Consider the following 13,974-nt stretch of genomic DNA (forward strand, 5'->3'; position numbering starts at 1 on the left):
CCATGGCAAGCTTTGACATCCTGCGGCGCACCCGCGCCCCAACCAGCGATACGACCTGGAAGCGCACCACCCGCTGGCTGCGGCGGCGCTTGCCGATGGGGCTCTATGCCCGCTCGCTGCTGATCGTCATTATCCCCATGGTGCTCTTGCAGTCAGTCGTCGCCTTTGTCTTCATGGAGCGGCATTGGCAGCTGGTGACCCAAAGGCTCTCGGCGGCCGTTACCGGCGATATCGCCGCCGTTATCGACCTGATCGATAAAATGCCAGCCAGCGATTATCCAGACGTTGTCGAGATCGCCCGTGACCGGCTCAACCTGCGCATTTCCATCGAGCCGGACGGCGAACTGCCGGCGCCGCGTCCAAAACCCTTTTTCGAAATTCTCGACCAGATTCTCAGCGAAGAGATTTCCGAGCAGATCCGCAAGCCGTTCTGGATCGATACGGTCGGCAATTCCGATCTCGTCGAAGTCCGTATCAAGCTTGATGATCAGCGCATCCTCAGGGTCTATGCGCGCCGCAGCCAGGCTTATGCTTCCAACACCCATATCTTCATCGTCTGGATGGTCGGTGCCTCGCTGGTCCTCCTGACCATCGCCATCCTGTTCCTGCGCGGCCAGATCCGGCCGATCCTGGCGCTCGCCAAGGCCGCCGAGAGTTTCGGCAAGGGCCAGAAGATCGACGATTTTTCCCCACGCGGGGCCGAGGAAATACGCCGCGCCGGCCTTGCCTTCATCCAGATGCGCGAGCGCATCGAGCGCCAGATCGAACAACGCACGGCAATGCTGACCGGCGTCAGCCATGATTTGAGAACCATCCTTACCCGCTTCAAGCTGCAGCTGGCCCTTGCCGGCGACAGCGCCGATCTCGACAACCTCAACCAGGACGTTGAGGACATGCAGAGCATGCTGGAAGGTTACCTCGCCTTCGCACGCGGCGAAGCGGAGGAAGACGTGGGCGAACTGAAGCTCAGCGATCTGATGAACCGGCTGACGCTTGAGGGTGAACTGCATGAAAAGACGGTCACGACCTCGGTCGAGGGCGACGATAATATCCGTGTGCGCCCGAACGCCTTCACCCGGCTGGTTGCCAATCTGGCATCGAATGCGTACCGCTACGCCAACACCGTGCATATCGATGCCAAGCACAGCAACAAATGGCTGACGATCACCATCGATGACGACGGCCCCGGCATCCCCGAACGCTCGCGCGAAGACGTCTTCAAGCCGTTCTTCCGGCTCGACGAAGCCCGTAATCTCGACAGTTCAGGAACGGGCCTTGGCCTCGCCATCGCGCTGGACATCGCCAGAAGCCATGGCGGCAATGTCACGTTGGCAGATAGTCCAATGGGTGGATTGCGGGCGATGGTTCGAGTGCCCGCCTGATCAGCGCGAATAGGTTCCGGTCATCCCGCGCCGTTCGTTGAACCGGTGCCAGGCATCGATGCGTTTCGGGTGCTTTGACCGCATGACGTCGAGCGGGGCCAGAAGCCGCCCTTGCCTTTGCCAGTGCGCATCGAAGATTTCGATGATGCGGCGGTTCGGCCAGGGCTTGTTGACGATCGATAGCAGCGCCGCAAAAGCCTCGTCCTCGCGGCCAGCGCCAAAACGGTGAGCTATAATGCCATAGGCAAACGCCGTCGAGCGGCTGACGCCCGCGTGGCAATGCACCAGGATACGGCTATCCTCCCGTTCGATCGCTGGAAGCACGGCATCGAAGAACGTCGTGACAGCATCCGGGAAATGGCCGGTTGCCAGCGCATTTTCCTGATCGCGCAGCCGAACGACGTGGTGCTTTGCACTGGTAATGCGCGGAACATGCTCTTCAGCAAGTTCGGGATCGAGCAGCGAAACGACATGCGAGGCCGACCAATCGCCAGCGACCATGGCCGCATCGCGCAGGCAGGTGACACGGACGAAGTCATGAACGGAACTGAGGTCCATCAGCAAATCCTTACTCAGAAATTCCCTAGAGAAGCCGCTTGCCGTTCGGCACCGGCTTGTCGGTGGCGGCAAGCACGATCGCTCCGGCCTCGTCCTCAAAGCCCAACGTCAGGACTTCCGATCGGAACGGGCCGATCTGGCGCGGCGGAAAATTGACGACGCCGAGCACCTGGCGGCCAATCAGGCTTTCCGGCGTATAATGGGTGGTGATCTGGGCCGATGATTTCTTGAGGCCGATCTCCGGGCCGAAATCGATGATGATCTTGATTGCCGGCTTGCGGGCTTCCGGAAATGGCGATGCCTCGACGATCGTGCCGGTGCGAATATCGACGCGCTCGAAATCGGCGTAGGTGATGGTCTCGGTCATGGAAAAAAGTCCTGAATTAACCGGCCAGCTCTTCCGCCCGCTTGCGGGCTGCGGCAATCGCCTTGTCAAACAAGGGCTGCATGCCGTCATCGGCCATAAGGATGTTGAGCGCTGCCGCCGTGGTGCCGCCGGGAGACGTCACGTTCTGGCGAAGCTTTGAGGCGTCGTCGGGGGACTGATGCAAAAGCTCACCAGCCCCCGCGACGGTTTCCCGTGCAAGCCGCATGGCAAGGTCCGCCTGAAGACCAGCCTTGCGGCCAGCCTCCGCCATGCACTCGACGAGATAGAAGACATAGGCCGGGCCGCTGCCCGAGACGGCGGTGACCGCATCGATATCGGCTTCGGTTTCGACCCATTCGACCGGGCCGGACACTTTCAACAGATTGTGAACGAGCTCGCGCTGGGCAGCTGATACTGCGCCATTGGCAAAGGCGCCGGTGACGCCCCTGCCGATCATTGCCGGCGTATTCGGCATGGCTCGCACCATGGCAGCATCACCGAGATGCGATTGCATGAACGACAACGTCGTACCGGCGGCAACGGAGACCACCACCGTTTCAGGACCGACAAGCCCCTTGAGTGGCGGCAGCACGGCTGCCATCATCTGCGGCTTGACCGCAAGAAAGAGAACGCCAGCCTTGAGATCCGAAGGTGCGGAAGTCACGTGGCGCGCACCATTGTCGGCAATCAGCTTGGCCATGGCAGGCGGCGGACCGGGATCGATAACCAGCAGATCGGCACCGGAGATGCCGCTTTTCAGCCAGCCGGCGAGCATTGCGCCGCCCATATTGCCTGCACCGATGAGAACGATCGGACCCGACACATGCACAGCCATTGTCACGCCTCTCCGACGGTTTCGAACATCACGGCTTCGACGGCACTCTGCGCATCGACACCTGACCAGACGACAAACTGGAAGGCCTGAAAATAGGATTCGCACGCTTCAAGCGCGCTGGACAGCAGAACTTCGACCTGCTGGTTGGTCGGCTCGGCACCGCCGGCAAGCAGCAGCGACTGCCGGAAGATCACAACGTCTTCCTGACGCCAGAGGTCGAAATGCCCCATCAGCACCTGGCCATTGATATGGGAGAGCAGCCGGATCACTTCGTTGACGCGGCTTTCGGGAACCTTGATGTCGAAGGCGCAAGCAAGATGCAGCGCCTCGAATTCTTCCATCCAGGAGAAGGAGACGTGGTAATCGGTCCACTTCCCTTCCACAGTCATGGCGATTTCGTCCTCGCCAGAGCGCTCGAAGGACCAATCATTATTGGCCGCGACGAACTCGATCATATCGACCGGGTTCGATTGGCGCTCAAGTTCCAGTTCCATCAGGCTCATGCATCACCCCAAAAGTCCTGGCGCAGACATGCAACATCGTGCTCACACACAAGGCTGCAAACTCAAACACCAGAAACAAACACTTATGAATACCGGAAACACGGCCATCCTGGCTGACATACCCTGCCTGGAGCTTGCGTGATCCGTTTCGAATCATCATTTAAAATCAGTGTATAATGCCGGAGTCCGCATGAAAGCCCCCCGGGTGAAAAATAGCGCCGGTGGTTGTGGATAGGCTCTCTTAAATTGATTCAGCACCCGTTCTTAAACGACTCTGCCATAAGCGTTTTTCGGCAGTGTCCACAGGGTGAAAGATTTATGAAAAACGCCGTGCAGGCAGCCCTGAAAAGAGCCTTCTTGTACCGTCCCGGGACACCTGCCCCGCAACCCGGTCAAACGCGGCGGCACAGCGAGCGCCACCGCGTTGATTCTTATGACTTGCCGGCGTCTGAAAGGCGCGCTTCCAGCGCTGCGATCCGGGCGAGAAGCACGTCGTTTTCCTCACGCGCTTTCAGCGCCATTTCGCGGACAGCCTCGAATTCCTCACGCTTGACGATATCCATGGAATTCAACAGCCGTTCGCCCTGGGCGCGAAAAACCGTTTCCATTTCTTTGCGCACGCCCTGGGCAGCACCCGCCGCGTCCGTCATCAACTTGGCAAAATCATCCAGAATGCGGTTTGCGCCTGTGCTCATCGTCTCGGTCTCCGGTCTTGAACGTCCATTGCCCACTCTGCGGGCTTGAAGAGGAGGTAGGAGCACATGCGGGCTGATGCAAGGAAAAATACCGGGGATGTGAGCCTTTCGTGAACGCGGCTTGCCTTGACCCTGCCTTGCCGCAGGGCCATGTTCCGCCAAACAACCGATGGAAACGAAGCAAGACCTTGGAAACAATAACAACACTCTTCTCGATCATGCCTTTTCCGGAAATCGATCCGGTGCTGATTTCTCTTGGTCCCTTGCAGATCCATTGGTACGGCCTGGCTTACGTGGCGGGCATCCTGATCGGCTGGCAATATGCCCGCAGGCTGGCGCGCAACACGGCACTTTGGCGTGACGGCTCCCCTGCCATCACCGAAACGCAGCTCGATGACTTCCTGCTCTGGGTCGCGGCCGGCATCGTCGGCGGCGGGCGTATTGGCTATATCCTGTTCTACGATCTGCAAAGCGTGATCGCCAACCCGATCCGTGCCCTGGAAATCTGGAATGGCGGAATGTCCTTCCACGGCGGCCTGATCGGCACGATGATTGCCATGATCCTCTTTGCCAAGCGCAACAAGATTGCCGTCTGGAGCCTGTTCGACATCGTCGCCGCCGTCGTACCGATCGGTCTTTTCTTCGGCCGGATCGCAAATTTCATCAATGCCGAACTGTGGGGCCGGTTGTCCTCCGCTCCTTGGGCCGTCGTCTTTCCAACAGGCGGACCTTTCGCCCGCCACCCGAGCCAGCTTTACGAAGCAGCGCTCGAAGGTCTCGTGCTGCTGACGGTTCTTGCCGTTATGATCTATTATCGCCAAGCGCTGAAAACGCCTGGCCTCGTCTGCGGCACCTTCGTGACGGGTTACGGTCTGGCGCGCATCTTCGTGGAGTTCTTCCGCGAGCCGGACGCGCAGCTCGGTTATCTCTTCGGTGGCTGGTTGACCATGGGAATGCTGTTGTCGGTGCCGATGGTACTGATTGGCCTCTGGGCTATCCTGCGGGCCCGGCGCGCCACGGCCGTGACCGCGTGAAGGGGCCGACATGACCACGCCGCTCGCGGACAAGATCAAGGCCATCATTCTGGCCAATGGCCCGATCAGCGTGACCGACTATTTTTCGCTTTGCCTAGCCGACCCGGAACACGGCTACTACAGGACCCGCGAACCTTTCGGCCAATCCGGCGACTTCATAACGGCGCCGGAGATCAGCCAGCTGTTCGGCGAGATGCTCGGTATTTTCCTGGTTCAGGCCTGGCAGCGGCATGGCGAGCCGGTTCGAGTCAACATCGCCGAGATCGGGCCCGGCCGTGGTACGATGATGGCCGATATCCTGCGCGTCGTCGCCAAGCTGTCGCCTGCCCTCTATCAGGCAGCCAGCGTCCATCTGGTCGAGACCAGCGAGCGGCTGCAGAAAGTGCAGCAGCAGACGCTGGTTGCCCACAAGTTCAAAATTTCGTGGCATGACAGCTTCGACACTCTGCCGGATGGCTTTCTGCTTCTGGCGGCCAACGAACTGTTCGACGCCATCCCCATCCGCCAGTTCGTCAAGACGGCACAAGGGTTCAAGGAGCGGCTTGTCGGCCTTGATGCGGCCGGAGAACTGGCGTTTGCGGCCGGCGTGGCCGGCATCGATCCGGACCTGCTTCCAGCATCCGCCCCGGCAGCACCGCTCGGAGCAATGTTCGAAATCGCCCCTGCCCGCGATGCAGTGATGGCAGCGCTCAGCGAGCGTATCCGCACCCACGGCGGAACGGCTGTGATCATCGACTACGGCCATATGGCAACGGGCCTTGGCGACACACTGCAGGCGGTGCGCGACCATCAGTTTGATCCGCCGCTTGCCCATCCCGGTCTGGCCGACATCACCAGCCATGTCGATTTCGAGCAGCTGGCCCGGCGCGCCGTGGCGGAAAGCCTGCAGATCAACGGCCTGACCTATCAGGGCGACTTTCTGATCGCACTTGGCCTTGCCGAACGCGCCGCAGCGCTTGGCCGCGACAAGAGCACAGAGACCCAGGAAAACATCCGTTCCGACGCCGAACGGCTGGCTGGAGCCGGTGAAGGAAAAATGGGTGAATTGTTCAAGGTTCTGGTCGTCAGCAACCCGAATGTCGCGCTCGTTCCTTTCCAGAAATAGCGGCGGCCAGGACGCGCCGGCGACGTCCACTGTCGTTTCGATGGATTGACAGAGACCGCCCCTTAAGGCCAACATCCGGCCAAATCACTTGGGGCTGACGCAGCCGCCCCGCCCGGAAAACCCACCGCATTGCAGCATATGGAAAAGGCAAAACAACCGATGAAGGATGATGCCTTGCTCTCGCCTGTGCAAAGCCCGCTTCTCTCTTCAAGAGCAGGCAATACCATCAGGCATGGCTATTTTACCCGTGAAGGCGGTGTCTCCGATGGCATCTACCGCGGCCTCAATGTCGGACTTGGATCGAAGGACGAACGCGCCTCTGTCGAAGAAAACCGCGCCCGTGTCAGCGGGTGGTTCGGCACCGGGCCGCAAAAACTGGCAACGGTCAATCAGGTCCATTCACCCGACGCCCTGATTGTCGACGGGAACTATGACGGCGCACGGCCGCCAGCCGATGCGCTGGTGACGGCAACGCCCGGCCTCGTCATCGGTGTCCTGTCGGCCGATTGCGGCCCCGTCCTGTTTGCCGACACGGAAGCCGGCGTGATCGGTGCGGCCCATGCCGGCTGGAAAGGCGCGCTGACCGGCGTGCTGGAAAGCACGATCGAGGCGATGATCTCGCTCGGCGCCCGCCGCGCGCATATAGCCGCCAGTCTTGGCCCTTCGATCAGCCGCCGGAATTACGAAGTCGGCAACGAATTCGTCGAGCGGTTTCTGGAGAAGGATCCCGCCTACGCGGTCTTCTTCACCCCATCGGCGCGCGAGGGCCACGCCATGTTCGACCTGCCCGGACTGACCACCAAGCGCTTGACCGATGCAGGCGTCATGGCGGAAAATCTCGATCTTTGCACCTATGCGGACGAGGAGCGTTTTTTCTCCTACCGCCGGACGACCCATCGCAGCGAGCCGGATTATGGCCGGCAAATTTCTGCAATATCCATACGGGAGGCATAACATGGCACTGCATTTTACGCAGGACGAATTTTCGGCGCGGCTGGAACGGCTGACGGCCAAGATGAAAGAAGAAAAGCTGGCCGCCATGCTGCTGTTTGCGCAGGAGAGCATGTACTGGCTGACCGGCTACGATACGTTCGGCTACTGTTTCTTTCAGACGCTGGTGGTCAAGGCCGACGGCTCGATGGTGCTTCTCACCCGCTCGGCCGATCTGCGTCAGGCCAAGCATACCTCTAATATCGAGCGCGTCGAAGTCTGGGTCGACCGCGTCAACGCCGATCCGACGATGGACCTGAAGAACCTGCTCAGTGATCTCGACCTGCTCGGCACCCGCATCGGCATCGAATATGACACCCATGGCATGACCGGCCGCACTGCCCGGCTGCTTGACCAGCAATTGACCAGTTTCGGCGAACTCATCGATGCGTCGCTGCTGGTCAGCCGCCTGCGCCTGGTCAAGAGCGCTGCGGAAATCGTCTACGTCGAAAAGGCAGCCAGCCTTGCCGACGACGCGCTGGACGCCGCAATTCCGCTGATCCATGCCGGTGGCAGCGAAGCCGCCATTCTGGCCGCCATGCAGGGCGCCGTGTTTGCCGGCGGTGGCGACTATCCGGCCAACGAGTTCATCATCGGCTCCGGTGCCGATGCGCTGCTTTGCCGCTACAAGGCCGGCCGCCGGACGCTCGACGCTCAGGACCAGCTCACCTTGGAATGGGCCGGTGTCAGCGCCCACTATCATGCGGCGATGATGCGCACCGTCGTTGTCGGCGAACCGACCAACCGCCACCGCGAACTCTACAGCGCCTGCCGCGACACCATCCAGGCCATCGAAATGGTGCTTCGTCCCGGCAACACGTTCGGCACCGTCTTCGACGTTCACTCAAAGATCATGGATGAGCGCGGCCTGACCCGCCACCGGCTGAACGCCTGCGGCTATTCGCTCGGCGCCCGCTTCTCGCCGTCATGGATGGAGCACCAAATGTTCCATATGGGCAATCCGCAGGAGATCACCCCCGACATGTCGCTGTTCGTCCATATGATCATCATGGACAGCGACAGCGGCACAGCAATGACGCTGGGTCAGACATACCTCACCACGGACGGCGCGCCGAAGGCATTGTCGCGCTATGGGCTGGACTTCATCTCTGCTTAGGAAAATTGCTCTATCGTCCTTGTGAACGGCGGAAGAAGGTGGGGCCTTCGAGGCATTCCGTCACCGAGGAACCGGACGGTAGGACAATGCACAAGCTGATCACGCTTTTTGCGAGCCTTGGAATGATTGCAGCCCTGACGGGCTGCAACAGCATGGACGACCTGACCCCGCAGGTCGATGTCGGCGCTGGCACGTTCACGTCTCCGCCGGTCAACCAGTCCGATCTCGACTCCATGCAGACGGTTGACGTCGCGCCGCAGGCATCGGCGCCGGTGCAAAGCACGCAGCTTGCCTCGCCCGAACAGGAGGGCTTTTCGGAAGGCCCTACCGGCACAGTGATGGCGCAGGGCGATACCGACTATACCGATCCGGCCGGGTCGCTGGACGCCCAGGCCGGGCGCCTGCGCGAGGGCCAGATCCCGGCGCAGGACCAGCAGATCACGCGCAGGCCCGTTGCCGCCGAAACAGCATCCGACAACGACACGGCGTCGAACGACCAATCCACAGAGCCCGAACAGCAGGTTGCCGAGCAGGAGCCGCAAGCCCAGCCGCAGAAAAGTGCGGCCATCGCCCCGGCCGCTGCAGCCGGCACGATCCGCTTCCTGCCGATCATCGGTGCGCCAGTGGAAGTCGTGACGCCACTGTCCAAACAGCTGGGTAGCGAGGCCCGCGCGCACGGCTTGACGATCAAGGCCGCATCCGACACCAGCAGCCAGCATATCCTCAAGGGATATTTCTCGGCGCTGAACGATGGCGGCAAGACGACGGTCGTCTACGTCTGGGACGTGCTGGATGGCACCGGCAACCGGCTGCACCGCATTCAGGGGCAGGACACAGTGGACGCGACTGCCGCCGATCTCTGGTCCGTTGTGCCGCCGCAAACAATGCAAAAGATCGCCACGAAGACCATCAACGAGTATCTCAGCTGGCGGGCCGGCAACGCCGGCTAAACACCGGCCAGGGCGCAAAATGCGCCGCCGTGAGGCGAAATGTCGTTACTTCGCCACGTTTAGACAAATCTTTTTAGGATAAACTACGCTGCAACGCGGCAATCCTCTTGCATTCAAAGTCAAGGGCGTTATGAAGCGCGCATAAGCTTGGGACGATCGAGACCTAAGCTGGCTTACGGAATTTGCGCGGACGAAACAGCCGCGCCAGCACAGGCGGACCATCGATGAAGGTTTTCGCAGGCAACTCGAACCGGCTCCTGGCCGAAGCGATCTGCAATTATCTCAACCTGCCCCTGGGCAAAGCAACCGTCAGACGGTTTGCCGACCAGGAAATCTTCGTGGAAATTCAGGAAAACGTGCGCGGCGAGGATGTCTTCCTCGTTCAGTCGACGTCGTTTCCGACCAATGACCATCTGATGGAACTGCTGATCATGACCGACGCCATGCGCCGCTCATCAGCCCGCCGCATCACTGCCGTCATTCCTTATTTCGGTTATGCCCGGCAGGACCGCAAATCCGCTCCGCGCACGCCGATTTCAGCCAAACTGGTCGCCAACCTGATCACCGAAGCCGGCGCCGACCGCGTCCTGACGCTCGACCTGCATGCGGGCCAGATTCAGGGCTTCTTCGACATTCCGACCGACAACCTCTACGCTGTGCCGATCCTGTCGCGCGACGTGAAGGAAAACTACAATCTCGAAAACGTCATGGTCGTTTCGCCTGACGTCGGCGGTGTGGTCCGTGCGCGTGCTCTTGCCAAGCGCCTCGACTGCCAGCTGGCCATCGTCGACAAGCGACGCGAACGCGCCGGTGAGTCCGAGGTGATGAATGTAATCGGTGATGTTACAGGTAAGGACTGTCTGCTGATCGACGATATCGTCGACAGCGGCGGCACGCTCTGCAACGCTGCGGAAGCTCTGCTGAAGAACGGCGCCACCAGCGTCACGGCCTATATCACCCACGGCGTTCTGTCCGGTGGTGCTGTTGCCCGAGTGACATCTTCGAAGCTCAAGGAACTGGTGATCACCGACTCGATCCAGCCGACCACGGCAGTCCAGTCGGCGCACAATATCCGCGTCATCTCGACCGCCAGCCTGATCGGCGAAGCGATCAACCGCACCAGCCAGGAAGAATCGGTCTCCAGCCTGTTCGATTGATCCACGCAATCAGCGGCACCAGCCGCTTTACGCTCTTTTGACAATTGGAATGGCACAGGCCTCGCCGCCTGCAAACAACCGCGAGCGGGTAAGAAACCGCCGTTCGCGGCCGTTGTCGAGCGAAAACATCCCGCCCCGGCCCGGCACGACATCGATGATCAGCTGCGTATGCTTCCAGACCTCGAACTGGCTGGCGCTGATATAGACCGGCACACCGCCAATCTCTCCCAGCTTGATATCGTTATCGCCGACAATGTAGTCGTCCGCCGGATAACACATCGGCGATGAACCATCGCAACAGCCACCGGACTGATGAAACAGCACATCGGGATGATCCTGCTGAATCTCCTTGATGAACGCCAGCGCTGCGTCGGTGGCAAGCACGCGCGGTTCGCCCTGGATGGTGTCGGTCATTTTTATCTCCGAAATAGTCCCCTCTCCCCGCCTGCGGGGAGAGGGTTAGGGTGAGGGGCAAGCTTGAGCGGCCCCTCATCCGCCCTTCGGGCACCTTCTCCCCGCAAGCGGGGAGAAGGAAAACATCAAAAGAAACCCAGCGCTTTCGGGCTGTAGCTCACCAGCATATTTTTGGTCTGCTGATAATGATCGAGCATCATCTTGTGGGTTTCGCGGCCGATGCCGGATTGCTTGTAGCCGCCGAAGGCAGCGCCAGCCGGATAGGCGTGATAGCAATTGGTCCAGACGCGGCCGGCCTGGATGTTGCGGCCGAAATTGTAGCAGCGATTGGCATCGCGGCTCCAGACGCCGGAACCCAGGCCATAGAGCGTGTCATTGGCGATTTCCAAGGCTTCCTCGTCGGTCTTGAACGTAGTCACCGACACGACTGGCCCAAAAATTTCCTCCTGGAAGACACGCATTTTGTTGTGGCCCTTGAACACCGTCGGCTTGACGTAGAAGCCACCGGAAAGTTCGCCCTCAAGATTGTTGCGCTCGCCGCCGATCAGGACCTCGGCGCCTTCCTGCTTACCGATATCCATGTAGGACATGATCTTTTCCAGCTGCTCGCTGGAAGCCTGGGCGCCGATCATCGTCGACATGTCGAGCGGGTTGCCCTGCTTGATCGCAGCAACGCGCTTGATCGCCTTTTCCATGAAGCGGTCGTAGATCTTTTCATGCACCAGCGCGCGGCTTGGGCATGTGCAGACCTCGCCCTGGTTGAGCGCGAACATCGCAAAACCTTCCAGCGCCTTGTCGAGATAGTCATCATCCTCGCGCATAACATCTTCGAAGAAGATGTTCGGCGACTTGCCGCCGAGTTCCAGCGTTACCGGGATGAGGTTCTGGCTGGCATATTGCATGATCAGCCGGCCGGTGGAGGTTTCACCGGTGAAGGCGACCTTGTTGATGCGCGGGTTGGTGGCAAGCGGCTTACCGGCTTCGAGGCCGAAACCGTTGACGATATTGAGCACGCCGGGCGGCAGAAGGTCGCCGACCAGTTCGATCCAGACAAGGATCGAGGCCGGTGTCTGTTCGGCCGGTTTCAGGATGACGCAATTGCCGGCAGCCAGCGCCGGAGCAAGCTTCCACGCGGCCATCAGAATCGGGAAATTCCAGGGGATGATCTGGGCGACGACGCCGAGCGGCTCATGAAAGTGATAGGCGACCGTGTCGTGGTCGATCTCGCCGATCGTGCCTTCCTGAGCGCGGACACAGGATGCGAAATAGCGGAAATGGTCGATGGCGAGCGGCATGTCGGCGGCCATCGTTTCACGCAGCGGCTTGCCGTTGTCCCAGGTCTCGGCCTTGGCCAGAAGCTCGATATTGTCTTCCATCCGCTGAGCGATCTTCATCAGGATGTTGGCGCGCTCGGTCGAGGAGGTGCGGCCCCATTTTTCCTTGGCGGCGTGGGCGGCATCCAGTGCCAGCTCGATATCGGCAGCCTCGGAACGGGCGATCTGGCAGAGCACGCCGCCGGTGACCGGTGTGGTGTTGTCGAAATAGCGGCCACTCACCGGCTCACGCCAATCGCCACCGATATAGTTGCCGTACTTCTGCTTGAACGGATTCTCGACGATCTTTTGATGCAACATGTGATTTCTCCTCCTGAACAGACTCCAACATCTGCTGGGGAGAAAGGTGCGCCGGAACGTTCAGAACGCGTAGAGGCACCCTGCTTGCGCAGGACACCAAGTGTTTCAGATGTGCGACAGGTGAAATGCAGCAAACGTGCTGCAGCGCGGCAAATACCGCTGCACCCCAACCGGCGGCATCAATTGACCGAGAGTTTCTTCATCTTCCGGTACAGCGTCGCCCTGCTGATCCCCAAAGTATCGGCCGCCAGCGACACGTTGCCATGGGCGCGCGACAACACGCGGCGAAGAGCGGCGCGTTCGGCATCGACAAGATCCTCGCCGTGCCCCGTCGGCGCTTCGTTCAGGAGATCGGCGGCGGGCACACCACCGGCAATGCGCCGATCGTCGAGATTGAGCTTGAGGCGGGCGGCGCGGGTTGCACCGAGCACGAGATCGTCGCGGTCGATGGCGATCAGCGCCGGGCTGCTCTTGCCGTCGGCCGGCACCAGCAGAATGCGCGCGCCGTTGAAGGCGCGGTGGAACAGATTGGCCTCTATGCGGGCGGCGGCATCGCGCACCGCCTGCGACAAAAGCAGCATGGCCATTTCGCCGGCATCGTCGCGGCAAGTGGAGATATCGATGGCGGCGGCGACCCGTCCGAGATGATCGCGGATCGGGGCAGTGACGCAGGAGAGCCCGGTGTTGCAGCTGAGGAAATGCTGGTCGCGCTGGATGACGACGGCGCGCTCGTCGGCAATTGCCGTGCCGATACCGTTGGTGCCGACGCTCGCCTCGCTCCACACGGTTCCGGACCAGAGGCCAAGACCACGAAAATCATGGTCGTCGCCTGGCGCGCCGCGGCGTTCGAGCGCGATGCCATTCTCGTCGGTCAACAGCAGGCAGCAGCCCGCCTTGCCAACCGTCGAAAACAGCCGGTCGAGCTCGCCCTGTGCTTCCTCGATCAGATGCCCGGATTTTTCCCGCGCTGCCCGGAATTCCTGCTCAGAAAGCCGTACGGGCGAGCGGGCATCTTCGGGCGACAGCCCGTGGACGGTCAGGCAACGGCGCCACGAGGCAGCGACGGGCGAACTGGCTGCGGCCGACATGTGGTGTGCAACGGCCTGAACATGATCGGAATGTTTCATCGGCTCTCCTCCCTGAGGGCTGACGCGAACCTCACCATAGATAGAATGGCAGTAAAACGTCCAGTTGAGCAAAGGTCAAAGACAAAACGGCCTCACCCCTATTTAT

Annotated in this window: 15 protein-coding genes; 7 read left to right on the forward strand and 8 right to left on the reverse strand. The window is 60.6% G+C overall.

Translation table 11 applies throughout. From position 1 onward, the window contains the following. Nucleotides 1-2 precede the first annotated feature (2 nt). Nucleotides 3-1,382: an ATP-binding protein gene (locus ACQY8Q_RS27085; RefSeq protein ID WP_428429641.1), complete on the forward strand. Its 1,380-nt coding sequence runs from the start codon at nt 3-5 to the stop codon at nt 1,380-1,382. Here ACQY8Q_RS27085 and ACQY8Q_RS27090 read toward each other — a convergent pair whose 3' ends face one another. The 5 genes from ACQY8Q_RS27090 to ACQY8Q_RS27110 form a co-directional block, all read right to left on the reverse strand. Next, on the reverse strand, nt 1,383-1,940 hold the full coding sequence (locus ACQY8Q_RS27090) for a protein tyrosine phosphatase (protein ID WP_428429642.1): 558 nt from the start codon (nt 1,938-1,940) through the stop codon (nt 1,383-1,385). A gap of 25 nt (nt 1,941-1,965) precedes the next feature. Next, nucleotides 1,966-2,307 carry a tRNA-binding protein gene (locus ACQY8Q_RS27095; protein ID WP_428429644.1) on the reverse strand — a complete coding sequence of 114 codons (342 nt, stop codon included), beginning with the start codon at nt 2,305-2,307 and terminating at the stop codon, nt 1,966-1,968. Between the two features lie 16 nt (nt 2,308-2,323). After that, nucleotides 2,324-3,142 (reverse strand): pyrroline-5-carboxylate reductase, encoded by an 819-nt coding sequence (gene proC / locus ACQY8Q_RS27100; protein ID WP_428429645.1) that lies wholly within the window; start codon nt 3,140-3,142, stop codon nt 2,324-2,326. A gap of 2 nt (nt 3,143-3,144) precedes the next feature. Further along, nucleotides 3,145-3,645: a YbjN domain-containing protein gene (locus tag ACQY8Q_RS27105; RefSeq protein ID WP_037098689.1), complete on the reverse strand. Its 501-nt coding sequence runs from the start codon at nt 3,643-3,645 to the stop codon at nt 3,145-3,147. A 431-nt stretch (nt 3,646-4,076) separates the two neighbouring features. Next, the gene (locus tag ACQY8Q_RS27110) at nt 4,077-4,340 is read right to left on the reverse strand and encodes an accessory factor UbiK family protein (RefSeq protein ID WP_428429646.1); all 264 of its coding nucleotides are present in this window, start codon (nt 4,338-4,340) and stop codon (nt 4,077-4,079) included. 218 nt (nt 4,341-4,558) lie between these two features. On the opposite strand from ACQY8Q_RS27110, the gene lgt reads away from it, so the two are divergent. The 6 genes from lgt (at nt 4,559) to ACQY8Q_RS27140 (ending at nt 10,693) form a co-directional block, all read left to right on the forward strand. Next, on the forward strand, nt 4,559-5,374 hold the full coding sequence (gene lgt, locus ACQY8Q_RS27115; protein WP_428429891.1) for a prolipoprotein diacylglyceryl transferase: 816 nt from the start codon (nt 4,559-4,561) through the stop codon (nt 5,372-5,374). 10 nt (nt 5,375-5,384) lie between these two features. Then, complete coding sequence (locus tag ACQY8Q_RS27120) at nt 5,385-6,479, forward strand: class I SAM-dependent methyltransferase (protein ID WP_428429647.1); 1,095 nt, start codon at nt 5,385-5,387, stop codon at nt 6,477-6,479. A gap of 159 nt (nt 6,480-6,638) precedes the next feature. Next, on the forward strand, nt 6,639-7,433 hold the full coding sequence (gene pgeF, locus ACQY8Q_RS27125; RefSeq protein ID WP_428429648.1) for a peptidoglycan editing factor PgeF: 795 nt from the start codon (nt 6,639-6,641) through the stop codon (nt 7,431-7,433). 1 nt (nt 7,434) lies between these two features. Then, on the forward strand, nt 7,435-8,586 hold the full coding sequence (locus ACQY8Q_RS27130) for a M24 family metallopeptidase (protein WP_428429649.1): 1,152 nt from the start codon (nt 7,435-7,437) through the stop codon (nt 8,584-8,586). A gap of 86 nt (nt 8,587-8,672) precedes the next feature. Continuing rightward, nucleotides 8,673-9,536, forward strand: a complete 864-nt coding sequence (locus tag ACQY8Q_RS27135) for a hypothetical protein (protein ID WP_428429651.1) — start codon at nt 8,673-8,675, stop codon at nt 9,534-9,536. A 224-nt stretch (nt 9,537-9,760) separates the two neighbouring features. Beyond that, a complete protein-coding gene (locus ACQY8Q_RS27140) occupies nt 9,761-10,693 on the forward strand; it encodes a ribose-phosphate pyrophosphokinase (protein ID WP_426227249.1) in 933 nt (310 codons plus the stop codon). 27 nt (nt 10,694-10,720) lie between these two features. Here the strand turns inward: ACQY8Q_RS27140 and ACQY8Q_RS27145 are convergent, their stop codons facing one another. The 3 genes from ACQY8Q_RS27145 to ACQY8Q_RS27155 form a co-directional block, all read right to left on the reverse strand. Further along, complete coding sequence (locus ACQY8Q_RS27145) at nt 10,721-11,107, reverse strand: DUF779 domain-containing protein (protein WP_428429653.1); 387 nt, start codon at nt 11,105-11,107, stop codon at nt 10,721-10,723. A gap of 125 nt (nt 11,108-11,232) precedes the next feature. Continuing rightward, nucleotides 11,233-12,741 carry an aldehyde dehydrogenase gene (gene adh, locus ACQY8Q_RS27150; protein WP_113245001.1) on the reverse strand — a complete coding sequence of 503 codons (1,509 nt, stop codon included), beginning with the start codon at nt 12,739-12,741 and terminating at the stop codon, nt 11,233-11,235. Between the two features lie 179 nt (nt 12,742-12,920). Next, nucleotides 12,921-13,868: a helix-turn-helix domain-containing protein gene (locus ACQY8Q_RS27155; protein WP_428429654.1), complete on the reverse strand. Its 948-nt coding sequence runs from the start codon at nt 13,866-13,868 to the stop codon at nt 12,921-12,923. Nucleotides 13,869-13,974: the final 106 nt, after the last annotated feature.

Source organism: Pararhizobium sp., assembly GCF_965279435.1.
Classification (GTDB): Bacteria; Pseudomonadota; Alphaproteobacteria; order Rhizobiales; family Rhizobiaceae; genus Pararhizobium.

Coding starts and splice junctions, on each gene's coding strand:
- ACQY8Q_RS27155 (WP_428429654.1), bottom strand. CDS start 13,868: ATGAAACATTCCGATCATGTTCAGGCCGTTGCACACCACATGTCGGCC.
- ACQY8Q_RS27130 (WP_428429649.1), top strand. CDS start 7,435: ATGGCACTGCATTTTACGCAGGACGAATTTTCGGCGCGGCTGGAACGG.
- ACQY8Q_RS27120 (WP_428429647.1), top strand. CDS start 5,385: ATGACCACGCCGCTCGCGGACAAGATCAAGGCCATCATTCTGGCCAAT.
- ACQY8Q_RS27110 (WP_428429646.1), bottom strand. CDS start 4,340: ATGAGCACAGGCGCAAACCGCATTCTGGATGATTTTGCCAAGTTGATG.
- proC (WP_428429645.1), bottom strand. CDS start 3,142: ATGGCTGTGCATGTGTCGGGTCCGATCGTTCTCATCGGTGCAGGCAAT.
- ACQY8Q_RS27085 (WP_428429641.1), top strand. CDS start 3: ATGGCAAGCTTTGACATCCTGCGGCGCACCCGCGCCCCAACCAGCGAT.
- ACQY8Q_RS27095 (WP_428429644.1), bottom strand. CDS start 2,307: ATGACCGAGACCATCACCTACGCCGATTTCGAGCGCGTCGATATTCGC.
- ACQY8Q_RS27145 (WP_428429653.1), bottom strand. CDS start 11,107: ATGACCGACACCATCCAGGGCGAACCGCGCGTGCTTGCCACCGACGCA.
- ACQY8Q_RS27105 (WP_037098689.1), bottom strand. CDS start 3,645: ATGAGCCTGATGGAACTGGAACTTGAGCGCCAATCGAACCCGGTCGAT.
- ACQY8Q_RS27140 (WP_426227249.1), top strand. CDS start 9,761: ATGAAGGTTTTCGCAGGCAACTCGAACCGGCTCCTGGCCGAAGCGATC.
- ACQY8Q_RS27135 (WP_428429651.1), top strand. CDS start 8,673: ATGCACAAGCTGATCACGCTTTTTGCGAGCCTTGGAATGATTGCAGCC.
- lgt (WP_428429891.1), top strand. CDS start 4,559: ATGCCTTTTCCGGAAATCGATCCGGTGCTGATTTCTCTTGGTCCCTTG.
- ACQY8Q_RS27090 (WP_428429642.1), bottom strand. CDS start 1,940: ATGGACCTCAGTTCCGTTCATGACTTCGTCCGTGTCACCTGCCTGCGC.
- pgeF (WP_428429648.1), top strand. CDS start 6,639: ATGAAGGATGATGCCTTGCTCTCGCCTGTGCAAAGCCCGCTTCTCTCT.
- adh (WP_113245001.1), bottom strand. CDS start 12,741: ATGTTGCATCAAAAGATCGTCGAGAATCCGTTCAAGCAGAAGTACGGC.